Genomic DNA, 26,768 nt, shown 5'->3' on the forward strand with positions numbered 1-26,768 from the left:
CTATCTGCAAACTGCTCCAGCTCATCGTCGGTCATGCCCTAACTTTTGCAGGCTCAGGCATCCCGGGCATCCAAACATGGAGATTTGCGCGAGGCCGATCTCGCCAAGATCTTTAATGTTCTCCGAATATCGGCATATCTTATTGTGAGACAGCAGCTTTCGACCTAATCTACCCACTGCACATCACCCGGCATCTCTCGCGTTGGGTAAGTCCCCTGGTGTGGTGGGATTTCGGGGGCCGGATGGAGTGTTGCGTTTCGCAACACCCTTCGGTGTTCGGGGTGTGTTGTTGACCTTGCTGGGGTGGGCCATCGCGTAGTGGTCAGTGAGTTACCGACCAAAGTGACTCACGCAAAGGACACACGACGCGATGACCCGGGATCATTCTGCCCTGCTCGCCCATCTCGATGCACTGAAGTCCGCTGATGCGGGCGCAGTGTTCGCCGAGCTGATCCGTAGCGGGCTGCAGCAGCTCATCGAGGCCGAAGCCAGCGCCGCGATCGGCGCCGGCCGCTACGAGCGCACCGACGGACGCACCGTGCACCGCAACGGGCACCGCCCCAAGACCATCGCCGCGACCGCCGGTGATGTCGAGGTGCAGATCCCCAAGCTGCGGGCCGGGTCGTTCTTCCCGTCGCTGCTGGAACGGCGTCGCCGCATCGACCGGGCGTTGCACGCGGTGATCATGGAGGCCTACGTGCACGGCGTGTCGACCCGCAGCGTCGATGACCTTGTCGCAGCTATGGGGGTGCAGACCGGGGTGTCGAAATCGGAGGTCTCGCGGATCTGTGCCGGCCTGGACAAGGAGGTCGAGGCATTCCGCACCCGCAGCCTGGCCCACACGACGTTTCCGTACGTGTTCTGTGATGCGACGTTCTGCAAGGTCCGCGTCGGGGCGCACGTGGTCTCCCAAGCGCTGGTGGTGGCCACCGGAGTGTCGATCGAGGGCACCCGCGAAGTGCTGGGCACCGCCGTCGGTGACAGTGAGTCCTTCGAGTTCTGGCGCGAGTTCCTGGCATCGTTGAAAGCCCGCGGTCTGTCCGGGGTGCATCTGGTCATCTCCGATGCCCATGCGGGACTCAAAACAGCTGTCGCACAGCAGTTCACAAACTCATCGTGGCAGCGTTGCCGGGTGCATCTCATGCGCAATCTGCACACCGCGGTCGCGGCCAAGCACGCTCCGGCCGTCACGGCGGCGGTCAAGACGATCTTCGCCCACACCGACCCCGCCGAGGTCGGCGCCCAGTGGGACCGTGTCGCTGATACCTTGGCCGCCAGCTTCCCGAAGGTGGCCGCGATGATGGCCGAGGCCAAAACCGACGTGCTGGCGTTCACCGCGTTTCCCAGGGCGCACTGGCAGAAGATCTGGTCGAACAACCCCATCGAACGGTTGAACAAGGAGATCAAGCGCCGCGCTGATGTCGTGGAGATCTTCCCCAACCCGGCAGCGTTTCTGCGGCTGGCCACCGCGGTGGTCATCGAGTCCCACGACGAGTGGCAGGTCACCCGCCGCTATCTCTCCGATGTCTCCATGGACGAGCTGCGGGCTGTGATCGCCGCGAAACAGGTTGCTGCAGCGGTTGCGAAACAACACCAAATCGCCTAGCGTTCACCACGACTCGTTGATCGCAACGCGTAACCACGCTCAGATCCGAAGTCCACCACTCCCCGGGGCGCTATCGCGACTGAAGATCCAGACACCGCTGCCCCGTCACCCAAGCGCCGGGCGACATGGTCGCTCAACGTCACCGCCCTAACAGTCGCCGGAAGCCATCGGTGGTGTCCCCTTGACGTCGGAACGCGATCCTCCGTAAGGCCATGTCCGATCGCTCGAAATGACAGTCCCTGCTCGCGCTCCCGCAGTATCCGATCCAGCACATCAGGAGGAAGTCGGGGAGCTGCACCCAATTTCTCACCGCGAGCACGTTTCGCGGCCAACGCATCTCGGGTCCGCTGGCTAATCAGTCGACGCTCGTACTGCGACCCCGAAATGATGATGGTCGCGGCCATCTCGCCCGCCGGGGTGCTGGTATCGATGTCGAGGTCAGCGAAGTACAGAGCCCAGCCCTCCCGCCGGGCTAACTCCATAAGACCTGCACCATCGACGACTGAACGGCTCAGTCGGTCCATCTTGGCCACGAGCAGGCCCGCAGCTCGTTTCGACCGGACCGCATCCAGCGCCGCCAACGCACCGGGACGTCCGCTCAAATTCTTGGCGCTGATGCCCTCATCGCAGAACTCCTCGACGACCTGCAGACCTTTACGCTCTGCATACGCTCGCGCTGTTGCACGCTGAGCTTCGATGCCTAGACCCGAAGCAGCCTGCTCAGACGTAGACACCGGGAGATAGACCACCACGGTGTCGGGCGGAGCGACACCTTTAGACCTTCGTTTCCCTGAAATCCCCACATAATGCATAACATTGAGGGACGTCAATGTTATTTCCGCAAGACACCCGGGAATGCCCATGCCCACTCGCCCGTAAGCTCGACACATCCGGCATATGTGCGAGAAAACAATCGCGCTGTGGCTCACATGGTATGCGCCGAGCCAAGCCGGTCTTCTCAATTCTACATTTAATAGCGATATGTGCCGTCGGGAATGATTGCGCCATTCTTTCGCAACGATTCGATCTTTAGCTGCGCTCGCTGCACCAAGGCTAAGTAGGACCGGGCACCACGAGCTTCAGGCTCAGCACCCTCGATCAATTCGAAGTAGGAAATAGCTTCACGAATCTTTGGTATGCCGATGTCGAATTCTCCTGTAGCGCACATCGCCATACCCAAGTTGTGATTAGCCCTTATACGCCCTTCTTTATTATGTTTGCGCGAATAAATCGAGACGGCTTCGGACAAAACGGCTTTCGCTCGATCGAACTTTGGAAAATCTTCGTTTTCATTCGCGATTACGATTAGAACCGTCCCCAGCTCGTTCAGAGAGTCTGCAAGATCTATCGCATCTCCAGAATTTCGCGCCATCTCGACTGACTGCTCAGCCGCCGATAAGGACGTCTGAGCAGTATTCGCAATTTGCATAGCATGGTACCCAGGCGTCCGCCGTCGTTCTAACGTCTCAGGGTCGCTACCCAGCGATAACGATTTAGTGTGTTTCTCACGAGCCATCTTAGCCAATTTTTGCGCATTTTTTTCCATGTCTAACCGCCCGAGACGCCCGGACACCTCTGCGGCCTGATCGAGCACACTCGCCGAGGCACTGAATGACAACTTTTCGTCCAAGTATCCCGAATACGCCGCCAGCGCCCGAACGCGCATTTCCGAATCTGGAATACGATCCAGCAAGCTGGCAAATACTTCCATTGTGGCGGCCGCTTGCAGCGCCCATCGATAATCACGACTAATCTGCTCGAATAGTTTTATTCCTATAGCGACTGCTGGTTCCGCTCTAGTATGTTCACGCGCGGTATGCTCTATAAAAGCTACCAAGCTATGTACATTTTCCTCGATCCAACACCATGCAATTTTTGCTGATTCAAATCGGTCTGTTGATATTTCCATCGGGGGGTCGAACCTCCAACCATCCACCGCACATAAATCGTCAAAGTAGCCAAGAGCCAAGCGCTTTAACGCCTCTAATTGATCGATACCGACTTCTGGCACTTTTTCCGCTGCATAGAGCCGGATTAGGTCGTGCATACTCCATCGATTATCGACATGTTGGACAACTAAGTGGCTCCGGACTAATGACATTAGCTGGGCACGCGCCGATGGCGGACGCAGATCCGCCATTCTGGCGGCAGCTTCAATGCTGACATCACCACCTGGCACCAGCGACATGAGTACGAATAGGCGACAAAGAGACTCGTCAAGCCGACGGAATGACATCGCTACAGCCGCTCGAAACGACAACTGATCGTCGTAGTGAAGCTGGTCGAGACGACTCTCCTCGTCCCGTAGCTCATCGACAAACAGATCGGCCGGACGTTCGGGCTCGTCGGCCATCAGAGCTGCAGCAATCTGCAGCACCAGCGGAGTGCAATCGCAGAGCGACGCTAATGCTACAAGGCCCGCCGTGTCAGCAATTCGCCTATCGCCTGGATTTCGAAATGAAAGCGATTGCGCCAATAATTCCCCCGCCTGGGCAGGTTGGAGTACTTTCAAATTTACTACCCTGCTCTTTGGTATTCGACCAAAGGTTTCCCTCGTAGTCACCACCATCTGATGGTAGTTTTTCCGGGGAATAAGCGAAAGAACCTGCTCCAAATCACTGACATTATCGGCGATTAATAGAATTCGACAGTATTGCCGTTCCAGAAGATCGAGCTGTTCGTGATACATTCTAAGTTGTTCACCGAAACTCGATGTCGGGGCACAGTCTGATACACCAATTAAGGGCAGTATTCGTCGCATTATATCGACAGCACCGACACGATCGTCAGGCGCATCGTATCCACGTAGGTCCACAAAGAGACTAAGTTTGAAGTGTCCTTTCAGATCACGTGCAGCATTCTTCGCAAGCTCCGTTTTTCCGATGCCGGGCGGTCCGCTTATCACCGTGGCGGAAGGAGCCGACAAGCCCGCACCATGTAGGGCCACCTTTAATTTTGACAATTCGTTCTCTCTGGCTACGAATGGCATGCCTTCGTAGTTCAGGTCGTCCAAGACGAACACCGCTGTGGACACCGTCGGCCGAACGGCATTCGGGTAGATCGCTTGAAAGTTCTTAATTGTGTGCGCGGCGACACTATTATCACGAGCTTCAACATGCAATCCCAGAGGATTTATTTTGCGGCGGCCAAAACGCCTCTTTTTAGCCATTATCGACTTACTTATCCTGAGCGCCAGGCATAGAGACTTTGTTTATCTTATAGGCTGCCACGGAATTATCGCGCGCTTTGATATTAACCTTAGTGAAGCGGCTTTTGAAACTTGGCGTCATTACTAACCGGCTAGACTCGCGTAGCGAAAATATTCCGCAAATCACTAGGCCGAGACTGCCGATACCCAGAGCGAGCCACCACCACCAGTGCGAGTCATCTGAAGTCAGAATATTCGTGGCGAATCCAATATCGACCGAACAAGCTGTCGACACCACTATCAGCATCGCGTTCTTTAATCTCATCGGCCGAGGCTCCCCGTCAGCTAGACATTCTGCCCTCCCACGACGATAGCGCAGCAGACTGCAGATTTCACGTCAAGTGCAGTATTCTGCGTCGTCCCGGCGTATAAACAAGGCCGCAGAATCTTTCAATACTCGTAGATGCGAAATGAAAGCCCTAAGGTTTGGCTTGCGGAGCATGTTGCTGCCCATCATGGATAGCCGACTTCCGGACATAACGTATCTACCGCCACATGCACGAGGCTGCCCATCTCAGCCATGCTGGACACCACACCCTGGGCATCCAGCGATTCCCAAATGACAATCTTTGCCTCATCGGAACTTTTACCTGAATGTCGTACAGAACACGCCAGATGCCCGAATTCTAAGAGACTTTGAACCTTCACACTCGGGTGCGCGGTCAGATAGATCTGGCTTATGAACGCCTGCTCGTCGGCACTAGCAATCGCTGGATTACCGACGCATACCCCAGCCACAGCCGCACCTGATAGCGCGACTAGCCCGACCAGCAAGCGTCGAAACATTGTTTCATCTCTCTCATATACGCGAAGGCGATCCGTGCGTTCTGACAACCCGGGTTATCGCCTGCACGCCGATTCAGGCACCGAATCCGTTGCTGCTAACGATCATCGAACCTCGGGACACAGAATCGACAGGGCTGCTGCGACGATCACCTTAGCCTCCGAATACTGATAAGGCCGTGCCTCATACTCACTCGTCACCTCGCCCATTGCCAGGCTGGCCTCGTTCATCCTCGGATACGTTTGGGCAGTACGGCATACATCGCGACCTAGCTGCACAACATACTCAGCCCCATAGATTGGAACTCCTTGAGCCTGCACGGCTGCCAGGTACGCATCTGACTGCGGCGACGCAGCGGCCACCGCCCCGCTAGACCAGACCATGACCACGGCAGCCACAACGGCAGCCCAAGACCTAGACACAGAAGCCTCCCCCAGCAACACGGTCTCCATATTGTCGCTCAGGCCAGCGTTCGCGCGCAGCAAGATTGAGATATCACCGACAGCAGAGCGTCAGCCCCTCTACCAGTGCTAACGTTTCGTACCGACCGGGCTAGATAACTGGGGGAGCATTGCGGAGAGTTCTTGCGATTGCACTTGCCTGTTCAGCACTCGGTGCGAGCTTCAGCACCGGGGCGCCTCTCGCGGCAGCCGCCGGGGACGAGATCGTCCGGACTCAGTCCGGCAAGATGCGATGCCTGGTCATGATCAACGATTCCGGTCGCGGCGGCGGTCCAGGCATAGCCTGCCAAGCAGACTTCTCGCCGGCACCGCGCTGGGCGCAAGGCTCCTTTGGCGAGCGGATGAACATCGCTGCGGTCAAGTACGACGGCGCCTTCAACTGGGACATAGGCAACATTCCAGGGTCCGATGCAGTGATGGCCGACGACATCGTCTTGACCTACGGATCGACCTACAAGATCAATGGCTGGACGATCCTCGCCGCCTTCGATGGCACCCGGTTCACCAACGATGCGACAGGCCGAGGCATGTTTGCCAGCATCGATCAGGTCTACGCATTTTAGGGCGCCAGTCCGAACTAGTCTTCGTTGATCAAGACCTCGGGGCAGAGGTCGACCCAAGCGGCGTTCACCAGCCATAGGGCCTGATCCGAAGCGGCGGGTTTCCGAAGTGACCCGAAATGCTCATCGATGCGGAGTGAACAGCATCGACGACAAAGGTTTGGGCAAGCCCTGCCTTAACATTGCGCAAGCCCGGTACCCCTCCGCTACCAGGGCATTACTGCTCGGCAACCCCACAACGCCACGAGATGCCATATCTTGCAGAAACTTCTGTTCACCTAGCGAAGAATCAGCTCCGGCAGTACTCGGCAGACCGATAGCGAGCGCGAGACTGAGAAACAACCAGACGCACGGTCCCCGGCGAGCAAGGGCCCAACGTCGTCCATTGTGACGGCTCGTGAAGTCTTGCTCGGGCAACGTACGGCCCGTCAATAGATCTTGCCGATGCACCTGTCCCCCTACCGCGCCTGCCTGACTTCATTATGCAGGCTGCATCCATGGCCTTGCGCTAAAACCGAGCAGCTCACCGCTGCCGTCAGGGACCTGTAGGAATTTCAGCCCTCTTTGTACTTATTTTTTCATAACGCTGTAGGCCTACTCAACGATCCGGACGCCAAGGTCGAGGTGGGCGTACCGAGATTGTCTGGGCATCTTTCGATCGTCCCACCGCAAAGCGGCCGGCCTACCAAATGTCTTCACAGATGTGCGTTGTGCTTCAGGACCTGTAAATAGACCTCAATCTCTGCATAAGCACCAGAGGGGAACAGCCTCCCGCTCCAGTGAAAGGACCGCGCCACTGTCGGTCTATAGGGACGAATCATGTCAATTTCAAGGCTATTTACCAGAGCTGAGTTCGCTCAGCTACTGGGAATATCCGAAAGCAGTGAGCTTAGAGGTCGAGCTCTACACCCAAACTGGCCGCCCCACATCCGTGTCGGAAATTTGGTGTTCTATCGCGAATCTGCTGTGGAGCAATGGCTTCAAGACCAAGAAGCCGCAAGCGCCACCGGCCTCGATGGCGAGCCGTTGAGCAACGAACTGCCGCTCCCCTGCGGCGCTGGTGGATGAGCACCTGCGCCGCCTCACCGAGGACGGCCTGTCCGTCGCCACACTGGGAACGTACACGTTCACCGCCGACAAGCTACGCAGATTCCTTGGCGGCGTACGGGTCCGCGAAGCCACCGTCGCCCGACTTGATGCAGCGCTGCGATCTATGCGTACCGCGCACGGCGCGACGATGGCCAAGCAATCCAAGACAATTCTCCGCGGAGCGCTACAGCTCGCCGTAATGGAGAGTGTTGTACCGGCCAACCCGGTGCGTGACGTGAACCCGATCAGGCCGCAATCAGCGCCCAAGGGTGCCGCCGCCCTCACGGCCGACCAGTTGCGATCGCTTCTGACTGCCGTGCGGGCATCGGCCTACTGTGCGCAGCACGATCTTGCCGACCCGATCACTCTTCTAGTCGCCACCGGCCTACGCCGGTCCGAGCTACTGGCGCTGCGGTGGTCTGACTTTGATGCCGATGCCGCGACGCTGAGCGTCACCGGCAAGCTGGTGCGAGCCACCGGACACGGGCTGCAACGCTTCGACTAGACGAAGACGGCCGCAGGCCAGCGAACCGTGGCGCTGCCGGCGTTTGCCGTCAACATGCTTACCGCGCGCCGGGGCCGGCAGTTCGTCGGCGAGCAGGAGATGGTTTTCCCGGCGACCTCCGGCACCTGGCGCGACCCGAACAACTTCGGCAAGGCATGGCGTACCGCGCGCGCCGACCTCGGGGTCCCTGAGGTCACCAGCCACGCATTCCGTAAAACGTTGGCCACACTGATAGACGACGATGGCTTGTCTGCCCGCGTTGGTGCTGACCAGCTCGGGCACTCAAAGGTGTCGATGACACAGGATCGCTGCATGGCCCGCGGCCGCGTACACACCGAGGTCGCCACCCTCTTGGACAGAGTCATAAACGCCGAATAGCCGCAGGATTTCTTATACCGATCTTGAAAAACACCACTTGAAGTGGGGCGGGCGGGGCTCGAACCCGCGACCAAGGGATTATGAGAACTTGATGCTCGCCGACAATCGGCCCAACTGGCGTGCCTGAAGATTCCCCCGGAGATACTTCAAACGCGATTGAATCCGTTTGTCTATCAATACCTTTCGATGAATCGAAGTGTCCAATCTGCCTTGGTGAATCAACGTCGCAGGTCAGACCCACCGGGGCGGTTGTGCGTAAGACTTGCGTAACGTCTCCCCCGCAACCAGGTTTGCTGACCGGATTGCGGATTGATTCGGCACACGTCCAAGTCCTTTGTTTAGCCGCGCTGCACACAATGCGGCATCCTGGCAAGATAGACCTGTACAATCACCGTTCACGAGTGAGGCCGAATCAATGGCGAACGGAACAGGAAGGCGCAATGTGGCGTCACTGATTGAAGACCCGAGGATGTCTCGCGCGGTCAGCAATATCTCAGCTCGATCTGAACGCGAACCCGACGTAACCGTTCTTCAAAATACATACGTCGAGACGGGCATTCTGCCTCAGTTAGAGAACTACAATAACCAAATTCTCTACGGTCGGCGCGGGACCGGAAAGACGCACGTCTTGCAGGTGCTTGGTCAAGAACTAGAGCGGGACAATGACACATATTCAATGTATGTCGATATCCGCCTCTTGGGCAGCTCGCATCTATTTACGGACAGCACTCGTCCTATTGCAGATCGGTGCGTTGCCGTATTTAAGGACCTTTTAGGCCTGATTCAGGCCCGCCTACTCGACATCGCTACCTCGCCGGATAACGACGGATCAGGACTGCAGGAAGTCAGCGATTTCGCAGATTTCATTGCTCAAAAAGCCGTTGAAGTGACGAAACGCGCGATAAAGGATAGCAATGCGACCAGCCGGAAAGATTCCACTAACGCTACAGTTGATGCGTCGCTAACCGGCGACATCAAGGCAAATTTAGGTTCTTCAGAATCCGATGAATACTCCGCATCACGCGAAGTCGAGTATGAAGAAGCTCTCAGAGAAAGTCTAGTGTTTAGCGAAGTCCAGCAACGCTTGAATTCGACTCTCTCCGCAATGAAAATAGGTCATTTCGTCTTACTGGTAGACGAATGGACGTCGCTGCCCGTAGAAATCCAGCCCTTCGTGGCCGAATTTATACGTCGATCATTCTTCACTTCAACTCGCGTCACCGTCAAAATAGCTTCGCTTGAGTATCGGTCGCGATTTTCACTCACGGACGCAGGCAACATAATAGGATTCGAACTTGGTGCGGATATAGCAGCTAACCTGGATCTAGATGACTTTTATGTATACGATCGCAATGAAGATAAGGTTGTATCGAATTTCCACGAATTGCTCTATAAGCACGTGACATCGGGGCTAGACCCTGAACTCCTCAAGCAACATACCATTCGCGATGCGACGTCCTTCCGGTCGAGAATATTCACAGAGCGCGCAACGTTTGTCGAACTTGTGCGAGCTGGCGAAGGTGTCGTTCGCGACTTCTTGGGAATATTTAGTGCCGCGTTCTTCAAGGCCATCACCACCGGCAGACAGAAAATCGACCTGCATTCTGTCGAAGAGGCAGCTAGAGACTGGTACGAGACTGACAAATCAACTGCACTTTCGGATAATCAGCGTGAAGCACTTCATCGAATAATTCAGGACGTGATCGGTGACCGATCGACGAAAATGTTCATGCTTTCGCGCTCTGACGCAAATCATCCAATGATTCAGTCACTTTTTGACCTCCGGCTGCTTCATCTTATTCTTCGCGGCTACAGCGACAAAGAAAATCCTGGCAAGAGATACAATATCTATGCACTGGATTATGGAACCTATGTCGACCTCAAAAGAACCAAGGCCGAGCCAGAAGGTTTGTTTGAGGTCGACGATGCCGATAAAGATCAGGAAAAGAAACCAGAGCAGTCAGCCGAAGATCGGATCGTACCTTTCAAGGATAAAAGAAGGATTCGCCGCGTGATCCTTGAGACAAGTATTTTTAACGACTTGATCTAGCTAGTTCGCCTTGCGGTCAATCGGCACAACATTCGACTGAATTGCAACAGGTCTCGCCATCCCCGCTGGCTGCGAAATATCGTCGTTGATGTAGTCGCCGTATACGTCCAATGTAAGCGTGAACGTGCTGTGGCCTAGCCACTTTGAGACGCGCTTGAAATCGACAGCAGGGCTCGCGCTCAGCAGATTCACCGCGAATGAATGCCGAAGGTCATGAAGCCGCGCAGCAGGCAAGGTCAGTGCAGACTCCCCCGGCTGCATAAACCGCTTGTAGAAGTTCGACGGGTCTATCGGTTCGGACCAATCGAACCGGTCAGCAGTGTCCTTGACGTTTCGGCCCGCAGCTTTAGCAGCCTTCAAATCCAGCCGACCGGGGAACAGTGGCGCGTTTGGATCATCGGCGCGCGGGTGGTTCTTCAGGTAGGCGCGTAGGTCATCGGCCAACCACGCTTCCAACGGCACCGTTCGCCGAGACTCATCAGTTTTTGGTGGTTCGGTCTGCCATGAGACAACACCGGTCGAATCATCACGGCGCTTGGTTTTCGTGCGATCCACTCGGACAGCGCCAGCTGTACCCGCAAGGTCACTCAGCGTCAGATCACGGATCTCTAGACCGGCAAGCTCAGCAGCACGCAGACCTGTGAAACCCGCGAACAGGATGAACAGACCGTAGGTAGCCAATCCCCTGTCCTTGGTCACGTAGTCCGCCAAGGCGGCGATCTGGTCAGGTCGCAACGGCGTGTGAGTGAACCGGTTGCGAGCATTGCGCTTACTCGACGTGGAGAGCTTCACCAGGGCGGGGTTGGCAGTGATCGCGCCATCTAGTACCGCGACGTTGCAGATACGCCGTAGTACCCCAAGAGCCTGTTTCGCCGTCTTGGGGCTGCGCTTGGCCAATTGGCGATCTTCACCGGGTGCGGTCCCTGCGACGTACCTAGTGGACTCCCCCGACAACAGCGCAGAGAACCACGCCGAGACATCACTAGGCATGATCGAACCGACCGGTCTTGATCCAAAGACATCAGCGAGGTGGCACCGGTAGATGTCGCGATAGCGGTCATGGGTCACTTTGCCGATAGTTGACTCGCTGGCATCGAAGTACCGAGACGCATAGTTACCGAGCGGCAACGCGGCCTTGTCACGCTTGGACGATGGATCGGTGCCCGAATCAATCTCGCTCTCTATCGCCACCCGGCGACGTTCAGCCGCTTTGGCCGTGTCAACCGTCTCTGAGCGTTGTACGTACTGACCTCTGATCGGAGCGCCGAAATCGTCGGTAGCGTGCTCACGCCACAGAACGCGGTACTTGCCGTTGGGAAGCGCGCGAATGTACGCCATCAGTCGTTTACCGCCTTCGGTTCAACATCAACTTCCGACGTGTTCTGTTGTGCCGCTTTGCTTCTCTCACTTTTGATGATGTCGAGAACCTCAAGTCTGATCTGATGAGGGTTGTTTAGAGCGCGGCGCCTCTCGCCGAAAATGCGGTTCACAAGAGCCACCAGAAGCAGCGAAGCAACCGCAATCCAAGTGAGCCATTTCGCGGTAGCGGTGCCGTAGATGCCGGGCAGCATGGTCGATCCGAACAGCACCAGGTACACGCCGATGAACGTGACCGCAAATCTGCGGTACCACTTCAATAGCGGAGAGCTGACTAGTTCGATGCCCTTTAGCTCCTGAATCATTAGTCGTTCAAGGCTCTGGTCATGGTTGATCCAACTGGGAATCTTCTGCTCAATCTCCACTAGGTTCTTTAACCGTTCGACACGACGGCTACGGGTGTTGGCGAGAGCGAATGTCCCAGCGATGAGCGCACCGACGATGGGAACAACGCCAAGCGCAACGGTCATCCACAACGGCGCACCGTCAGTTGAAGCCATCAGGCCAAGCCCTCTTTCAATACTCGTTGAATCGTGCTCACTTGCCATATCAGACCGCCGCGCGCCGTTGGAACCTGGTCGGCTGTTAGACCTGTAGCGATTGCCCGCAGCGATCTACCGGCCTTGCGCTCTTTGCGTATACGTTTGAGCACTGCATCTGGCAGTTGCACAGGACGGCCCAACTTCACACCCTGGGCGCGCTTTACGGCCAGAGCTTCACGGGTGCGCTCGCTGATTCGGTCACGTTCAAACTGCGACACGCTCGCGAACAGTGAAAGTTGCAGCTTGCCCGCAGCAGTGGACGTATCAATATCCAGATCGCCGAACACAATTGACCAACCGAATCGGGTTGCAGCTCTATCGATTTGAACGGCTACAACTACGTCGCGAGCCAACCTGTCGAGTTTGGCGACAATGAGCCGGTCAGCACGGTTTGAATCAAGCTCAGCGATAGCAGCAGACAACGCCGGTCGAGCACTCAAATCCTTCGTACCGCTGACATTCTCATCTAGATACTCGCCCACAAGGACTAACCCGCGACTCCTGGCAATCAAATCGATTGCAGCCCTTTGAGCCTCAATACCTGTGCTCTGGTCGTCTGTGCTCACTCTTAGATAGGCAACGGCTCTATTGCCGTCCCTGATCCCCGGTGCGGTCATCTTAGCTCTCAGATCGTGTACGCGATTAGACCCTTTAGCGTACACCTGCGAGCCGTCTAGCTGCGCCGATTCGGCATATTCGCTGGTCATCGGCTGATCAGTCGCTCTCACCACGCGGCAAGGCGCGCTGATCTGCGGCGATCCGTAGCGCATCCTCTCCGACGATATGGCTACCCGGCTGGTGTGATTGCCTATGCGACCTAGCATCGCGAGCCTGCGGGGCTGGTGGCCGGTCAGAATCGGCATACCGGCCATAGTCGGCGTGGTCGGCGTAGTCATCCACCAGGGCGGGTGGTGATGGACTGCCCAGCACATGATCCACGAGGTTCGATGAGTCGATTTCATGATCTGGCGATTCAAAACCGCGTGCACGCCGTGACTCCGCTCTAGTACCGGTGAAGATGTCAGAGAAGATCTCTTCGGCTGCGGTGATCGGACCAACTTCCACTTGCTCACGTGGTTTCAGCCCAGCACGGTTCAGTGAATCTTTGATCGCATCTAGTTGCACCGCAGCAGGTTTCGTGTCATCAAAAGCGACCTCAATCAATTTGCCCATCAATCGGTTTGAAGCCATCTCCACGCGAACACGGGCCTTGGTCACCACTTGCCGCGCTGAACCGCCGTGATTGCGGCAGACCGATGAACCCATGATCGCGATCTTGCGGCAACGGTTTCCCTTGGCATTGGTTGCAGTGCAACGTCTTTCCGCATTCCTTTCAAGCATCGAATCGTGTTGTGCCACAGCAGCAGGATTCGTTGACTGTCCGTCGGGTGTTCGGTTTGGTTTTGACGGATAGGCATGGAAACCTCGCTCCATGCGTTCGCTCTCTCCATCTATTAACGCCGGAAGATTCAGCGTCTCCACAATCTCGGCATCAATGATCCCGTCGTCTTCAATCTGCCCATCTGGACTACTCTCTACGACAGCCACGTCAGATTTGGCCGGCGCTTCCCGTTTCTCTGAATCTCGTTGCCCTACAGCCTGATTAAGAGATATAACTCCCAGCTCTGCTGCGATCTCATCTTCGGACATACCAGTGTCTCGCAACGTTTGGATCAACTTGTCTCGGCGCGAATTCAGCCGGTCGCGCTTCGCCTTCGCAGACATTTGGACCTCTCTATCAATCATTAACTGCTATTTCACTTTGACTAGCTGAGCTAATCAATATCACGGTCAATATCACGGCCAGTCGCACCGTTGTTCACCGAGAAACACACTCTGACCTGCGCAAAGGTGAGAAAGGTGAGAATGTTTTCTTTATCGAACAAGCAAACTTCATTTGTGAATTGAATATCTCTATGGCGTAACCGATTTGATCTCACCTTTCCCACCTATTCCCTGCTCAGACCGTGTTTCCGAGGTGACCAGACCGCTGTGGCCGACTCCGACCGGCCCACCGTTTTCCCTGCTCAGGTCCACCCGCGACGGGTCCAGACGAACCCCAACTAGAACAGCGCGATTCGTTTGGTAGCTAAAGTTCTTCCGTCGCAACAAATCAAGAAACTGTTTCTTGGGCAACAGTTCTGCGCTGTCTTGAGATCGCACCCAAGTGTTGTAATCATCGAGCAACACAGTCGGTTTCGTCTTGAACAGATCGCCGTGACCGATCTGGCACCGTTGGTCGATCCACATTTGCAGCTTGTCCTGAGAGTGTCGGTATTCCAGACCGGCTGCCACCACCGACTCAGGTAGCGTCATCCGGTATCCGTCTTGCTGATACTTGCGCCAACCTTCGTAGGCCCACATGAAGATGCCGTCAGTTTCCGTCTTGAGCTTTTCGCGCAGGAACTTGTCTTGCTCGCCGGGTTTGAAGTACGTCGGGAAATCCACGATGACGAGGCGATCCCAAATATCGGCACCTTGGCTGGTCACACGTGGAAGATAGTTCGTGATCATCAGCGGCAACCACGTCATATCGAACCGAATATTGTTCTGCCGCATACGTCTAGCGGTATGAGTGCCGCCGCCGGTCATTTTCTTCAACAGAGCTTCCGAAAGCCTTGCATCGCTCTCGGTTTCGTCAATTACCGCCAACCGCGAACCCATTAAATCTGTTTGACTGGTGGTGTGCGCGTTCGGACTTGCGGTGAAAAGATCGCTGGCCGCTGCAACCGCATAATCTCCGAGGACGTGACGCATCACGTCTTCGAAGACGCCTTTGCCGTTTCGCCCGTTTCCCTTGAAGATCACGAGAATGTGCTCTAGCTGCGTACCGGCTAGCGCCAGACCCATCAGAACTTGCACGAACTCGCGTACTTCGCTATCCGGCAACACTTTTGTCAGGTATTCGAGCCACTGCGGGCACTGTGACGACGAATCATACTGTGCGTTAGCAATTTTGGTGATCAGATCGGCGCTGTCATGGTTTCTGGTCTCGCCAGTCTCAAGGTTCAGCGTCAGATTTTGAAGGTTCACCGTGTACGGGTCTGCATCGAGTGATGTGACTGGAGTCGCGAAGCCTTTCCACGTACGTGCGATTCTGGTGATGCCTTCGATTCCTGCTGCGCTTTGGCAGCTTTCGGCGTCCTGCCACAACTTGTCACCGTAGACCGTGTCTTCGTGATCACCTGACTGCATCCTCTTTCCGGCGATCTTCATCGCTTTCGCAATGGTCGCAAGGACAAATTGGGTGATCTTACCTAATGAGTCCTCTTGCCAACGCTTCTTATCCCACCAGTACCAACCGATTTCGGGAACGTATATGAGTTTGTCGTGATACGTATTGCAAAGACCGGCAGCCATCCGAACCTGGCCCTTCGAAAGGCTTTCCTCAATCGGCATATCCGAGACCTTGCGTTTGGCCTTCGGTGTGCTCACATCGGTTCTCCCTGTTGACGTTTGCTTCGACTGTTGCGACTTCTGCCAGCGCGATTGCCATCGCTCGCGTAGTGCGGTCTCGCTGATATTGGCCACTTGATCGATGGCGTACATTTGCAACTGTATGAATTCGGTAGCGGGAAGCAGATCGCCACGGGCTCTATACGCAACACCCGCCCTGGTCTTAATCTTTGCGACGGCCTCTGACCATGAGTATCGACCACCTTTTGATTCCCTTGCAGCCCAGCACAATGCGTCTCGACATGCATCATGAAGGCTCGCAGGTTCTTTGAACTCTCTATCCACTAGCCAATCAATAGCGTTGGACTGCTCTCCACCAACGTATTTCGCGGCGAATCGATCATTGATTGTTCGATCTGATTGCGGCAGCGCACTGCCACCGGCCTTGGTCGTCAAGTACGTCAAAGCTATTGGGGGTAGCTCTGGAACTTCACCCGTTTTAGCCCAACGGTATTCGCCACCTTGTTTCGAGTGAGGCGTGGGTGAGGCAACAAAGATGCGATTGCCAGAGAGGATATCTCCAACTTTGGTACCATCAACCTTAATCTTGCCGGAAGTGAAGACCTGAGCAGACCGGAACACATAGTGACCGCGTTCAGATTCACCAAAGCGGCTGGACTGGACAAGACCCGACCTGAGCCAATCAAGCTCGGCGGGAATAGAATCCACGTCTAGATCGAACACAACAAGATTGCTACGTCCTGCTACGATTCCGATTCCCGCGCTAGGATTGTCTGACCACCAACGTTCTAGCTGTGATGGATCACCGCTGGCCTTTTCGGGCCATCCCTTGCCCAAGATTGATCCGGCATCTTTCCCGTTCGGATCAATCGGAACCACAACCGCTTTCAAGCAATCAGCGTATTGCAGTGCCGCAGTGGGTAGGTCGGCACTCAGTTCGTCGGGAACGTATGGTGAAAGCGGTTGCGGTGTTGGTGTATTCGGCGCTACCATGACTCGTATCTGCCCTTCATGCCTTGTCGTGTGGATGCCCCAGTGAATAAGACCCCCGGTAGTCGCCCTACCTACCGGGGGTCTTCTCATGCAGCGGTCACCGTCTGTCCCAAAGGTCATCAAAGAAGGTGCGCGTGCGAAAATGCTCACGGTCAGGCTGACTGAACCATTTGCGGCAAGACTCGCACGTCTTGTAGATGCACACGAATTCACCGGACTTGATCGCGATGACAAGGCCTGCGTTGGTGCGCTCGCAGCCGATCGACACGTCAACATCACAAACTCGGTACCTGCTCAGGTACTTTTCTGACAACTGTCGCCAGGTGAAGTTTTCCGACAACGGGAAGATCACCTTCGTATCGAAGGCAAGTAAACCGTAGAGTCGATCCGCTGTTTGAAGAGACAGTGACGGGTCATGTTGTGGACCAGCATGTTCGCCGATTACGGTTTCGGCACCGGGCACATGCTCTACACCTTTGCGATGCAACAGAATCGTTTCGCGCGCCAGGTTGCGCGCCTCTTCGTCGTCGTCAAGAGCACTGATACGTCCAAACCCGTTGTTGGCAATAGTTTCTGCCATCTTGTCAAGCGCAGGCCAATCGAGCACCGCAGGCGCACCGGCTTGCGAATTGACCTGGTTGATTCGTTGGTGCCGTTCGTGATTCGGATCTAGATGCTTGAACGGATCATGGTTCGACATATCATTCCTCCCAGTTGTACGCAGGGTCATCAATAGCGTTGTCATTCAACTCTTCGGGATCTACTGTTTGCACGATGCGATCCACCGATCTACATCACTCTGTGCATACAGGACACGACCGCCAATTTTCGTTCGGCGCAACGGCCTATCGCCTTCATAGGTCGCACGCCGGATAGTCCCCGGCTTTACCGTCTTGATGTTTCGCTTCTCATGGCAGTAGGTCACCACTTCATCAGCGGTAAAATAGGTTTCGTTCTCTTCGATTGTGGACGCAGCACGAGACACGGCTATTCCCTCTCAATTGAACTGGCCTGACACGGCCTGAAAGCACGTCAGTGACAACGTGATCCACCGATCATATCGCGTGAAAGGGGCTGTCTGTCAAGGGATTCCAGCGTGTCGAGGGTTGACCGCTGAGCGGGCTTGAGAGACACTGACACCACGGGCATGGTGAAAGTCCTGTGAGTCTCCCCGAGGTCGCCGCAGCAGAGCGTGTGAGCACCGCCGTCGCCGGTAGCAGGTGAGTAGGTCTCCTACCTCTGAAAACCTGCTACCGGGTCGGACGGAATCCGTTCCTACGTTTGCCTTTTGATTTGGAGACTCACAGATGACCGTCCACACCACACCACGATTCAATCCCGTTGATTTCGAACAGCTTTGGTCAGTTCTGCCGTTCGGTTCCGAAGGTGGCTACGCCACAGAATCAGACGCCTTGCCGCGCGTGACGCATCTGGCCGATGGCGTGGCATTGGATGTTGTTTGGCGCGAAGTTCAGCAGATCATCAACGTATGGAATGAGCACCGCAGCGCACTTTCTAGCCTGCTGAGCTACTACACCACGGTTTCCGCCGACGCCATCCCGCAGGCACAAACGGAAGACTACTTCGAACTTGCTACTGAATTTGGCGAGCCTGAGAGCCTGCGCGCTCCCAGCGATCACCTGTTGGTCTCGTACACGCTGAACGATTTTGACAAGGCCAGTCGGTTCACCTGGCGCGCTCTGCGGGCGATGAGTCAGGAACAGGTGCGAGCGAACCTAAATTACGCATTGGAAGCCGACAATCGTCTTGTCAACGGTTCGATCCTGCTGCGCCTGTTCTCACCGGAACAGATCGAAAACGAGTTCGGCAGCGCCGTCTATGGGCTTTACAACGCCGACAACTTCAAACCGCCGACTCATCTGGGCAAGACGTTCGGCCCCAGTCATTCGCACTACCTTGTTTCAGGTAGTGACCAAGTGGACTCCGGCGACCTCGACACCCTGATTCGCCACGTCACCGAGCATGGATTCGGGATGGACAACGGTAGCCAGTTGGTTCTGCTGTGCAACCCGGCAGAAGCCGACACCATTTCCACGTTCCGTGTGGGTACTGAGTCTGCCACTGGTGTCTTCCCGCGCTATGACTTCGTGCCGTCCGAAGGTGCGCCAGCGTTCTATGCACCCGATGAAATCGTCGGCAAGCGTGCACCCGAGAAACTGAACGGTCTGCGTGTTTCCGGCTCCTACGGGCCGCTGTGGATCATCCCCGATGATCTGATCCCCGAAGGCTATGTCACCGCCGTCGCGACGTACGGACCCAACAGCCCGAGCAACTGCATCGCTGTCCGGGAACACGGACTAGCTCAGTACCGGGGTTTCCGAACCATTCCGGGCAGTGTTCCCGGTTATCCACTTTTGGAGAGCTTCTACACGCGCAGCTTTGGTACCGGTGTACGCCGTCGCGGCCAAGCTGCTGTCATGCAGATCAAAACAAGCGGACCCTACGAAACACCCGCGATTGCCGGCCTAGCACCTGGCGCGATGCTGGTCTGATCCGATGGCTAGACACTCAGAAACCGGTGTACGCGGTGGGATGCCCTACGGATTCGTTCCAATGGGCGCAGCAGAGATCCTGGCCGCAAGCGACGTTCAGTCAGAATTCAGCCCACCGGAACCGGATGAGTATTCGGGCACCACACCACCGATGGAACCAAACGTGCGTGTTGACTCAGATGGGCGGATCTAGTCCGAACAGATCCACTGAACGTAACTGCTGAATTCGTCGCATGCGGCCACAATGTTGGTCGGTGACGGATCATCGGCTACGACATTCAGAGCGTCTTGAGTCGAGACGCCAAGCATGGAACTGGACCGCCAACCCAACATGCCGGTTTCAAGAGCACGCTTCATGTCGTCGCAAAACTGCCCGATCATCATCTCTAGCTTTTTGGCCAGCAGATCGCCATCTGTGCCGTCAACAGTGCCGATGGGTTGCCCACAGTCACCGTGGATGAACTTGACCATCTCACCATTTTACATTGGAAATCTCAGGCTACGACTGAAGTCGGCAGAAATATCGGGAACGGCAGTAAACGTTCTCTGGAGAATGAATACCTTCCGTTCCAGCCGAGTTAGCAGCTATATACCCGAACTACTGACGGTCAGCGATATTAGCATCACCTCGTAATCGACCGTCTGGTCCGCGTAGTTTTTCTGGTGGGTAACTGACACGTGGTAGTCAGCGCGCCACCGCGTCTCACCTTCAAGTTCTTCTGCTGCGGCCAATATTTCGAAGGGGGTTGCTTTCAGTTCCGCCACAAGATGACTTGCCGAGAACGACAGCACATCGGGGTTATTCTGCAATAGGGTAAGCAGCTTTTTGGCTAGTTCTGTAAACATCGCAATCCTTATCTTCGGGACTATTAATGGGGTAATTGGTCGACCTACTCCAGCTTAACTCGAGTGCTTCGCCTTGACTAGGCGGATAAGGCGGCCTATTCCACCTGATATCAGGCTAGTTGACATGCAATCTCTTGCGAGTTACTTTTCGGGCCGCTGATTTATTTAATTTGAGAAATTGATCCTGGTTGATTTCTCACTGATTAGGAATCTGAGCAAAATTTGGCATTACAGACGTTATTGTATGCGCATGTTAATCAAGTGACCCGGCCCCCTGCGCCGGACTAACTCGTTCGTCGCTCTGCGGGCCATCTAGAAGCCATTGCGGACCACTGCGAGATATCCGCAGGTCAACCGACATGTTTGCTGTGCGGCCATTGTCGCATACTTTGTACCGTTTGATTGCGTAAGACTTGCGTAAATCTGCGCCATTCTCGACCTAGCTGACCGATACTGGCCCGTCGTCAGCAATATCTTGCAATGCTTCTAACTGCATCGAAGCAGTTTCTAGCTAAAGTGGGGCGGGCGGGGCTCGAACCCGCGACCAAGGGATTATGAGTCCCCGGCTCTAACCAACTGAGCTACCGCCCCGGCGCACTGCGCGGCACCTATGTTCGCACAGCGCCCACGGCGCGGTCGCACCGCGGTTAGGCTCAGCGCGTGGTCAGATTCCTGCTGCGCATCGCCATCTTCCTGGGCTCGTCGGCCATTGGGTTGCTGGTGGCATCCTGGCTGGTCTCCGGGGTGACACTGCGCCCGCTCGGGTTCGTCACCGCCGTGGTGATCTTCACCGTCGCCCAGGCGATCCTGTCACCGTTCTTCCTCAAGATGGCCAATCGCTACGCCTCGGCCTTCCTCGGCGGTATCGGGCTGGTGTCCACCTTCGCCGCGCTGTTCCTGGCCTCGCTGTTCTCCAACGGCATCAGCATCAGCGGTATCGGCTCCTGGATCGCGGCCACCGTGGTCGTCTGGTTGGTCACCGCGGTGGCAACGGTCGTCCTACCGGCCGTTTTCCTCAAGAAGAAGACGACGACGAGCTGACACCGTCGGACTCCTCGCGCGCCAACAGATCACGGGCGCTGGCCACGATATGGGTGTCCAGAGCCGCAACACGTCCCGCCGCATCCGCGCTGGTGATGGCATCCAGCAGCACCCGATGCTCCTGCAAGATCGCAAAGGGCGTGGTGTGCCGCTTCGCCAACCGGTGAATCTGCATCCTGATTCGCGGTTGCACGCTGGCCCAGAGTTGCATCGCATGCTCTGACCGTGCGCTTCGCACGATCGCCTCATGAAAGGCCACGTCCAATTCGTTGAGTGCGTCGAGATCGCCTGCGCCGGCCGCCTCGTCCATCGCTGCGACCACACGCTCCAGTTCGGCCACGACAGTGGGATCCGCGCTGGCGGCCTCGACCGCGAACGACTCGATCGCCAGCCGCACCGGCAGCAGCACGCCGAGCAACTCCGCAGGGCTCACCGACGCAACGAAGGCTCCCCGATTCGGGATGTGATGGACCAGCCCTTCGCTCTCCAACTGCCGCAACGCTTCTCGCACCGGTCCGGGACTGGCCCCCAGATGGGCAGCCAACACATCCTGCTTGAGCTGGGCCCCCGGCGCCAGCGCACCCTTGACGATCTGTTCACGCAGCCAGTCGGCCACCTGGTGACGACGCGATGACACCACCGGCGCCGCTACGGCCAACGATTGCACAGCCTCGATCACTAGACGTCACTCCGCTCCGCGGGCCGTCGTCCCGCGCACTCAGATCCTAATCCGCTCACCGCAGGGTTGCAGCGATCACAGATTATAGATAATCTCCAATCTGTTCCAAGACGTGCTGCCGATCACAGGCCGTCGCCTTCCCATCCGACACCCATCAGAGGAGAGTCATGCGTCGTCGCATTCGGGTCGCGATCACCGTTCTCGCCACCACCCTCACGCTGACCGCTGCGGGATGCACCTCGTCCGGCCAGCACGGACCCGCCCAGACCGGCGAGAGCACACTGACGAAAGTCCTTACCTCCAAGAAGATCTCGATAGGAGTGTTCGCCGACGCTCCCCCGTACTCGGTGCTCAACAGCTCGGGTCAATACGAGGGGTTCGACATCGACAAGGCCACCGCACTGGCCGAATCACTCGGTGCCGAAGTCGAATACGTGAGCACCACCAACGCCAGTCGCATCCCCATGCTGGAGACGCAGAAGGTCGACGTCATCATCGCCGCCCTGACCAACCTCGACGAGCGTGCGCAGGTCGTCGCGCTCACCCGCCCCTACGCATCGGAGGGTCAGCTGGTGGTCGTGCCGGCCGACAGCGATATCCGCTCCTACGACGATCTCGACGGCCGTGCCGTCGCCGCCACCCGCGGTAGCGTCCCGGCCACCATTCTGGAGACCCAGTTTCCGCAGGCGCGCGCAAGTCTCTTCGAAGCCGTGGCCGACTCCATCCAGGCGCTGCGGAGCAACAAGGTCGACGCCCTCATGGAGAGCACCGCCGTCGTCGCCGATATCCGGCGCAGCCAGGGCGACGCCGTCCGCGTCCTCGACGCCCCCGCGCTCTCGCCCTCGCTGGTGTCGTTCGGAGCGAAGATGGGTGATCAGCTATGGCTGAACTACCTCAACAACTTCATCATGAACTACAACATCAGCAAGTCCGCCAACGACTCCTACAACCGTTGGCTCGGGGTCGATGTCCCGGACCTGATCAAGTAGCCGACCGCCATGCAGCTCTACTACGGCGACCTCATCCCCTATCTACATCCCCTGTTGCTCGGGCTGCTGATCAGCATCGCGGTCAGTGCGGCCGCGGTGGTGGGTGGCGGCGGCCTCGCGCTGGTGCTGTACGCGGGTCGGTCCTCCACGGTCCGGGTCATCCGCGCCGCGGCGGCCACCTATATCGAGATCATCCGCAACACCCCGTTGCTGCTACAGCTGTACCTGATCTACTTCGCCCTCCCCCAGGCGGGCGTCAACCTCGACCCGGTGGCGGCCGGGGTCTTGGCGCTCTCCCTCAACAATGCCGCCTACATGGCCGAGATCTACCGGGCCGGATTCGAATCGGTGCCCGCGGGGCTTGCCGAGGCGGGCGCCGCCCTGGGCCTGAGCCGACGGGACACTTTCTGGAAGGTGCAGCTGGCGCCGGCCATGCGAAACGTGCTGCCCGCCATCACCAACCAGACGATCCTGTTGTTCCTCGCCTCGTCGATCACGTCGGTCGTAGCCCTTCCCGACCTCATGCACGCCATGCTGGGCATCACGTCGACGACGTTTCGCACCATCGAGACGTTCACCGTCGGTGGCCTGATGTACTTCGCCGTCGCCCTGCTGATCGCGAGTTCCTCTCGGCTCATCGAGACCCGATTCATCAAGTGGAAGGTGGCGTGATGTTCGAAGGACTCGGTCTGCAGCATCTATCGTTGATCCTCAACGGCGCCGTCGTCACCATCCAGATCTGCGTACTGTCACTGCTTTTCGGATCGATGCTGGGACTACTTCTCGGCTTGATGTCGACGGGCAGCATCAAGGTTCTGCGGATTGTCAGCACCGTGTACGTCGCGCTGATCCGTGGCATACCCGTTCTACTGATCATCTTCTTCGTCTATTTCGGCGTCCCCCTGCTCATTCCGGGGGCCAGCCTGCCCGACTACTGGGCGGGCGTCATCGCCCTGTCGGTCTTCGCCTCGGCCTACATCGCCGAACTGGTCCGCGGAAGCATCCAGGCGATCCCGCGCGGTCAGTTCGAGGCGGCGCACGCGCTCGGACTGTCCTATCCGGCCCGGATGCGCTGGGTCATCCTTCCCCAGGCAGCCCGCATCATGGTGCCACCGGGCGTCGGATTCCTGGTCATCCTCATCAAGGACAGCTCCCTTGTCGCGGTGATCGGCTTGGTGGAGCTCACCCGCGCCGGCAACATCGTCAGCTCTCTGACGGCGGAACCCATCGCGACCTACCTCATCGTCGGCGCCTGCTATTTCGTCATCTGCTACGCCCTCTCGGCCGCAGGCCGCCGCTACGAACGACGCCTCGGCGTACGGGTGCAACCGCCCGGTGTCACCGAGGCCCTCACCCCGACAGGAGCCAAATCATGACCGCCGACATGATCGAGATCAGCGACCTACGACTGAGTTTCGGTGACCACGAGGTCTTGCACGGCGTGTCGTGCCGCGTCGCGCCTCGTGAGGTGGTCTGCATCATCGGCGCCTCCGGTTCCGGTAAGAGCACCCTGCTGCGCTGCATGAACGGGCTGGAACGTCCGACTCACGGCAGTGTGGTCGTCAACGGACACGCGCTGGGTCCGCAAGACAAACGGACCGACCTCGCGATCGTCCGCCGCGATGTCGGGATGGTGTTCCAGCATTTCAACCTCTTTCCGCACATGACCGTCGCGCAGAACATCGCGTTGGCGCCCCAACGCGTCCTGGGCTGTGACCGCAAAGAGGCAACCCAACGCGCACACACTCTGCTGGAGCGTGTCGGATTGGCGGGCAAGGCCGACTCGTATCCCGACTCGCTGTCCGGCGGGCAGGCGCAGCGGGTTGCCATCGCGCGGGCCCTGGCGATGCAACCGAAGGTCATGCTGTTCGACGAGCCCACCTCGGCGCTCGACCCGGAGATCGTGGGCGAGGTACTCGCGGTCATGAAGGGCCTCGCCCAGGACGGCATGACCATGGTCGTCGTGACCCACGAGATGGGGTTCGCCCGCGAGGTGGCCGATCGCGTGATCTACATGGACGAGGGCAGGGTCATCGAAACCGGCTCTCCCAAAGATCTTTTCGGAACGCCACAAATGACACGTACCCGCGAGTTCCTGAGCAAGGTGCTCTGATACCGATGCTCGACACCCTCATCACGGGAGCACGGGTCATCGACGGCACCGGAGCACCCGGCCGGCCGTGCGACGTAGGCATTCTCGACGGCCGCATCGTCCATGTCGGAACGTCCCCGCACCACGAGGCCGCCGTCACCGTCGATGCCGGTGGCATGATCCTGACACCGGGTTTCATCGATCCGCACAGCCACACAGACTGGTCGGTGCTCGGTAACCCGGAGGCGCACAGCACCATCCGGCAGGGCGTCACCACCGAGGTGGTCGGCAACTGTGGCGTGACCTATGCACCATTGCATGATGCCGACGTGCCCGCGGCCCAGAGCGCACTTGCCTCCCTCGGGTATACCGAACAGATCACCTGGCGGAGCTTCGGCGAACTGCTCGACACCGTGCACGGCGGGGGCACCACCCAGAACCTCATGTGGTTCGTCGGCCACACCGCTTTACGCACCGCGGCGGCATCCCGTGCCGCCCACGACGGTGTCGACCGTCGCGCCGAACTCATTCGCCTGCTGGAAGCGGCACTGGAAGCCGGCGCCATCGGCTTCTCCAGTGGTTTGGAGTACGGGTCCGGGCGTTTCGCCGACACCGACGAGCTGGCCGAACTGGCATCGGTCTGCGGTAAGCGGGACGGCATGTACAGCAGCCACATTCGCAACCGCGATACCGGGCTGGCTGCGGCAGTGGACGAGTTCTTCGACGTCGTCCACCGCGGCGGAGTGCGAGCGCAGATCTCACATCTGAACGTGCGGCACGGTACCGGTGCCTCCGAGGGAGCCTGGCACGACGCCGTACAGCGCGTGGTCACCGAGCGTGAACGCGGATGCGCGGTGCTTACTGACATGACGCCCTACCCCGACGGTATCGGCATGGCCACAGGCCTGCTGCCGCCGTGGCTGGCGGACCGACCGGCCACCGATATCGCCGAGTTACTGCGCGATTCCGACATCCGCCGACGGGTGCGCGAGGACTCCGACCGCTACTGGCGTTTCATCCACCGCGGCCAGTGGGATCGGGTCCGGTTGGGGGTCAGTGCGACGCATCCCCAATGGGAGGGTCTGAGCTTCCCGCGTATCGCCGAACTGGCAGGGAAAGACGAATGGGATTGCCTTTTCGACGTCCTGTCGGCGGCCGGACCGGATATCGGATCCGTCCAGCTCCTCGGTGAGCTCTTCACCGAGGAGCACCTTGCCGAGGCGATCGGGCATGACCATTTCCTGCTGGGCGTCGACGCGTTCAGCGCGCGTTGCACCGGACCGCTGGCCGCCCGCACCCGGCATCCCCTGTTCTACTACGGCCACACCCACTATCTGGCCCACCATGTCCCGGTCGGAACGCTGACGTTGGAGGATGCCGTTCACCGGATGACCGGCAAGGTCGCCGACCACTTCGGCATCACCGGACGCGGTCGCATCACCGAGGGCCACCACGCCGACCTGGTGCTCATCGATCCCGACGTTCTGGCCCGCACCGACACCTGGTCTCTGCCCGATGGCTACGCCGATGCGGCGCGCCACGTCTGGGTCAACGGAGTCGCGGTTGTCACCGACGCCGTGCACACCGGCCGTCGGCCCGGACAGCTTCTGTCACGTACCTGATCCCCCGCACCATCAC

23 protein-coding genes, 1 tRNA gene and 1 pseudogene are annotated in these 26,768 nt (G+C 57.8%); 11 read left to right on the plus strand and 14 right to left on the minus strand.

Annotation, left to right across the window (positions count from 1 at the left end; genetic code table 11):
• Positions 1-370 precede the first annotated feature (370 nt).
• Positions 371-1,606 (plus strand): IS256 family transposase, encoded by a 1,236-nt coding sequence (locus IC40_RS0104470; RefSeq protein WP_030133552.1) that lies wholly within the window; start codon positions 371-373, stop codon positions 1,604-1,606.
• Here the strand turns inward: IC40_RS0104470 and IC40_RS27090 are convergent.
• From IC40_RS27090 to IC40_RS28525, 4 genes are all read right to left on the minus strand, one after another.
• A complete protein-coding gene (locus IC40_RS27090) occupies positions 1,603-2,496 on the minus strand; it encodes a recombinase family protein (protein WP_324604690.1) in 894 nt (297 codons plus the stop codon). The genes IC40_RS0104470 and IC40_RS27090 overlap by 4 nt on opposite strands.
• An 80-nt stretch (positions 2,497-2,576) precedes the next feature.
• Positions 2,577-4,775, minus strand: coding sequence for an AAA family ATPase (locus IC40_RS27095; RefSeq protein WP_081843317.1), 2,199 nt, complete (start codon positions 4,773-4,775; stop codon positions 2,577-2,579).
• Between the two features lie 492 nt (positions 4,776-5,267).
• Positions 5,268-5,600 (minus strand): DUF732 domain-containing protein, encoded by a 333-nt coding sequence (locus tag IC40_RS27100; protein ID WP_081843318.1) that lies wholly within the window; start codon positions 5,598-5,600, stop codon positions 5,268-5,270.
• 102 nt (positions 5,601-5,702) lie between these two features.
• Positions 5,703-6,050: a DUF732 domain-containing protein gene (locus tag IC40_RS28525; RefSeq protein ID WP_052411936.1), complete on the minus strand. Its 348-nt coding sequence runs from the start codon at positions 6,048-6,050 to the stop codon at positions 5,703-5,705.
• Positions 6,051-6,301: 251 nt separating this feature from the next.
• Between IC40_RS28525 and IC40_RS0104480 the strand changes: the two genes are divergently transcribed.
• The 3 genes and pseudogenes from IC40_RS0104480 (at position 6,302) to IC40_RS27760 (ending at position 10,641) form a co-directional block, all read left to right on the plus strand.
• Positions 6,302-6,622, plus strand: a complete 321-nt coding sequence (locus IC40_RS0104480; RefSeq protein WP_138158189.1) for a hypothetical protein — start codon at positions 6,302-6,304, stop codon at positions 6,620-6,622.
• 1,285 nt (positions 6,623-7,907) lie between these two features.
• Positions 7,908-8,591: pseudogene (locus IC40_RS28190) on the plus strand (tyrosine-type recombinase/integrase).
• 415 nt (positions 8,592-9,006) lie between these two features.
• The gene (locus IC40_RS27760) at positions 9,007-10,641 is read left to right on the plus strand and encodes a hypothetical protein (RefSeq protein WP_138158190.1); all 1,635 of its coding nucleotides are present in this window, start codon (positions 9,007-9,009) and stop codon (positions 10,639-10,641) included.
• Here the strand turns inward: IC40_RS27760 and IC40_RS0104500 are convergent, their stop codons facing one another.
• From IC40_RS0104500 to IC40_RS27965, 6 genes are all read right to left on the minus strand, one after another.
• Positions 10,642-11,979: a tyrosine-type recombinase/integrase gene (locus tag IC40_RS0104500; RefSeq protein ID WP_036469374.1), complete on the minus strand. Its 1,338-nt coding sequence runs from the start codon at positions 11,977-11,979 to the stop codon at positions 10,642-10,644.
• A complete protein-coding gene (locus tag IC40_RS0104505) occupies positions 11,979-12,518 on the minus strand; it encodes a hypothetical protein (RefSeq protein ID WP_030133559.1) in 540 nt (179 codons plus the stop codon). The genes IC40_RS0104500 and IC40_RS0104505 overlap by 1 nt, the downstream gene beginning before the upstream one ends.
• Complete coding sequence (locus IC40_RS27110) at positions 12,518-13,330, minus strand: recombinase family protein (protein ID WP_158631992.1); 813 nt, start codon at positions 13,328-13,330, stop codon at positions 12,518-12,520. The genes IC40_RS0104505 and IC40_RS27110 overlap by 1 nt, the downstream gene beginning before the upstream one ends.
• Entirely contained in the window at positions 13,275-14,285 is a 1,011-nt protein-coding gene (locus tag IC40_RS27960; RefSeq protein WP_158631993.1) for a hypothetical protein, read from the minus strand. The genes IC40_RS27110 and IC40_RS27960 overlap by 56 nt, the downstream gene beginning before the upstream one ends.
• 189 nt (positions 14,286-14,474) lie before the next feature.
• Positions 14,475-17,090 carry a phage/plasmid primase, P4 family gene (locus IC40_RS27115; RefSeq protein ID WP_324604691.1) on the minus strand — a complete coding sequence of 872 codons (2,616 nt, stop codon included), beginning with the start codon at positions 17,088-17,090 and terminating at the stop codon, positions 14,475-14,477.
• Entirely contained in the window at positions 17,068-17,670 is a 603-nt protein-coding gene (locus tag IC40_RS27965; RefSeq protein WP_158631995.1) for a hypothetical protein, read from the minus strand. Before IC40_RS27965 ends, IC40_RS27115 begins: the two co-directional genes overlap by 23 nt.
• A gap of 607 nt (positions 17,671-18,277) precedes the next feature.
• On the opposite strand from IC40_RS27965, the gene IC40_RS0104525 reads away from it, so the two are divergent.
• The gene (locus IC40_RS0104525) at positions 18,278-19,483 is read left to right on the plus strand and encodes a hypothetical protein (RefSeq protein ID WP_030133563.1); all 1,206 of its coding nucleotides are present in this window, start codon (positions 18,278-18,280) and stop codon (positions 19,481-19,483) included.
• 189 nt (positions 19,484-19,672) lie between these two features.
• Here the strand turns inward: IC40_RS0104525 and IC40_RS0104530 are convergent, their stop codons facing one another.
• From IC40_RS0104530 to IC40_RS0104535, 3 genes are all read right to left on the minus strand, one after another.
• Complete coding sequence (locus IC40_RS0104530) at positions 19,673-19,954, minus strand: hypothetical protein (RefSeq protein WP_030133564.1); 282 nt, start codon at positions 19,952-19,954, stop codon at positions 19,673-19,675.
• A 114-nt stretch (positions 19,955-20,068) separates the two neighbouring features.
• Positions 20,069-20,329 (minus strand): hypothetical protein, encoded by a 261-nt coding sequence (locus tag IC40_RS27765; protein ID WP_138158192.1) that lies wholly within the window; start codon positions 20,327-20,329, stop codon positions 20,069-20,071.
• A gap of 517 nt (positions 20,330-20,846) precedes the next feature.
• A tRNA-Ile gene (locus IC40_RS0104535) sits at positions 20,847-20,920 on the minus strand.
• Between the two features lie 69 nt (positions 20,921-20,989).
• Between IC40_RS0104535 and IC40_RS0104540 the strand changes: the two genes are divergently transcribed.
• Positions 20,990-21,370 carry a phage holin family protein gene (locus IC40_RS0104540; protein WP_030133565.1) on the plus strand — a complete coding sequence of 127 codons (381 nt, stop codon included), beginning with the start codon at positions 20,990-20,992 and terminating at the stop codon, positions 21,368-21,370.
• On the opposite strand, the gene IC40_RS0104545 is transcribed toward IC40_RS0104540, so the two are convergent.
• Positions 21,345-22,049 carry a GntR family transcriptional regulator gene (locus tag IC40_RS0104545; RefSeq protein WP_030133566.1) on the minus strand — a complete coding sequence of 235 codons (705 nt, stop codon included), beginning with the start codon at positions 22,047-22,049 and terminating at the stop codon, positions 21,345-21,347. The two genes, IC40_RS0104540 and IC40_RS0104545, sit on opposite strands and share 26 nt — an antisense overlap.
• Positions 22,050-22,216: 167 nt before the next feature.
• Between IC40_RS0104545 and IC40_RS0104550 the strand changes: the two genes are divergently transcribed.
• The 5 genes from IC40_RS0104550 to IC40_RS0104570 are packed head-to-tail and all read left to right on the plus strand — an operon-like array spanning position 22,217 to position 26,752.
• On the plus strand, positions 22,217-23,038 hold the full coding sequence (locus IC40_RS0104550; RefSeq protein ID WP_030133567.1) for a transporter substrate-binding domain-containing protein: 822 nt from the start codon (positions 22,217-22,219) through the stop codon (positions 23,036-23,038).
• A 9-nt stretch (positions 23,039-23,047) separates the two neighbouring features.
• On the plus strand, positions 23,048-23,710 hold the full coding sequence (locus IC40_RS0104555; protein WP_030133568.1) for an amino acid ABC transporter permease: 663 nt from the start codon (positions 23,048-23,050) through the stop codon (positions 23,708-23,710).
• A complete protein-coding gene (locus IC40_RS0104560; RefSeq protein ID WP_030133569.1) occupies positions 23,710-24,414 on the plus strand; it encodes an amino acid ABC transporter permease in 705 nt (234 codons plus the stop codon). Before IC40_RS0104555 ends, IC40_RS0104560 begins: the two co-directional genes overlap by 1 nt.
• Positions 24,411-25,151 (plus strand): amino acid ABC transporter ATP-binding protein, encoded by a 741-nt coding sequence (locus IC40_RS0104565; RefSeq protein ID WP_275543307.1) that lies wholly within the window; start codon positions 24,411-24,413, stop codon positions 25,149-25,151. Before IC40_RS0104560 ends, IC40_RS0104565 begins: the two co-directional genes overlap by 4 nt.
• A gap of 5 nt (positions 25,152-25,156) precedes the next feature.
• A complete protein-coding gene (locus IC40_RS0104570) occupies positions 25,157-26,752 on the plus strand; it encodes an N-acyl-D-amino-acid deacylase family protein (protein ID WP_030133571.1) in 1,596 nt (531 codons plus the stop codon).
• The last annotated feature ends 16 nt before the right edge of the window (positions 26,753-26,768 follow it).

The sequence above is a fragment of the Mycolicibacterium neoaurum ATCC 25795 genome (genome assembly GCF_000691525.1).
Taxonomy (GTDB): domain Bacteria; phylum Actinomycetota; class Actinomycetes; order Mycobacteriales; family Mycobacteriaceae; genus Mycobacterium; species Mycobacterium neoaurum.

Coding starts and splice junctions, on each gene's coding strand:
- IC40_RS27965 (WP_158631995.1), bottom strand. CDS start 17,670: ATGTCGAACCATGATCCGTTCAAGCATCTAGATCCGAATCACGAACGG.
- IC40_RS27960 (WP_158631993.1), bottom strand. CDS start 14,285: ATGTCTGCGAAGGCGAAGCGCGACCGGCTGAATTCGCGCCGAGACAAG.
- IC40_RS27765 (WP_138158192.1), bottom strand. CDS start 20,329: ATGTTTACAGAACTAGCCAAAAAGCTGCTTACCCTATTGCAGAATAAC.
- IC40_RS0104565 (WP_275543307.1), top strand. CDS start 24,411: ATGACCGCCGACATGATCGAGATCAGCGACCTACGACTGAGTTTCGGT.
- IC40_RS0104525 (WP_030133563.1), top strand. CDS start 18,278: ATGACCGTCCACACCACACCACGATTCAATCCCGTTGATTTCGAACAG.
- IC40_RS27090 (WP_324604690.1), bottom strand. CDS start 2,496: ATGTGTCGAGCTTACGGGCGAGTGGGCATGGGCATTCCCGGGTGTCTT.
- IC40_RS0104500 (WP_036469374.1), bottom strand. CDS start 11,979: ATGGCGTACATTCGCGCGCTTCCCAACGGCAAGTACCGCGTTCTGTGG.
- IC40_RS0104550 (WP_030133567.1), top strand. CDS start 22,217: ATGCGTCGTCGCATTCGGGTCGCGATCACCGTTCTCGCCACCACCCTC.
- IC40_RS0104570 (WP_030133571.1), top strand. CDS start 25,157: ATGCTCGACACCCTCATCACGGGAGCACGGGTCATCGACGGCACCGGA.
- IC40_RS27110 (WP_158631992.1), bottom strand. CDS start 13,330: ATGCGCTACGGATCGCCGCAGATCAGCGCGCCTTGCCGCGTGGTGAGA.
- IC40_RS0104480 (WP_138158189.1), top strand. CDS start 6,302: ATGATCAACGATTCCGGTCGCGGCGGCGGTCCAGGCATAGCCTGCCAA.
- IC40_RS27760 (WP_138158190.1), top strand. CDS start 9,007: ATGGCGAACGGAACAGGAAGGCGCAATGTGGCGTCACTGATTGAAGAC.
- IC40_RS0104530 (WP_030133564.1), bottom strand. CDS start 19,954: ATGGTCAAGTTCATCCACGGTGACTGTGGGCAACCCATCGGCACTGTT.
- IC40_RS0104505 (WP_030133559.1), bottom strand. CDS start 12,518: ATGGCTTCAACTGACGGTGCGCCGTTGTGGATGACCGTTGCGCTTGGC.
- IC40_RS0104555 (WP_030133568.1), top strand. CDS start 23,048: ATGCAGCTCTACTACGGCGACCTCATCCCCTATCTACATCCCCTGTTG.
- IC40_RS27115 (WP_324604691.1), bottom strand. CDS start 17,090: ATGACCTTTGGGACAGACGGTGACCGCTGCATGAGAAGACCCCCGGTA.
- IC40_RS27095 (WP_081843317.1), bottom strand. CDS start 4,775: ATGGCTAAAAAGAGGCGTTTTGGCCGCCGCAAAATAAATCCTCTGGGA.
- IC40_RS27100 (WP_081843318.1), bottom strand. CDS start 5,600: ATGTTTCGACGCTTGCTGGTCGGGCTAGTCGCGCTATCAGGTGCGGCT.
- IC40_RS0104560 (WP_030133569.1), top strand. CDS start 23,710: ATGTTCGAAGGACTCGGTCTGCAGCATCTATCGTTGATCCTCAACGGC.
- IC40_RS0104470 (WP_030133552.1), top strand. CDS start 371: ATGACCCGGGATCATTCTGCCCTGCTCGCCCATCTCGATGCACTGAAG.
- IC40_RS28525 (WP_052411936.1), bottom strand. CDS start 6,050: ATGGAGACCGTGTTGCTGGGGGAGGCTTCTGTGTCTAGGTCTTGGGCT.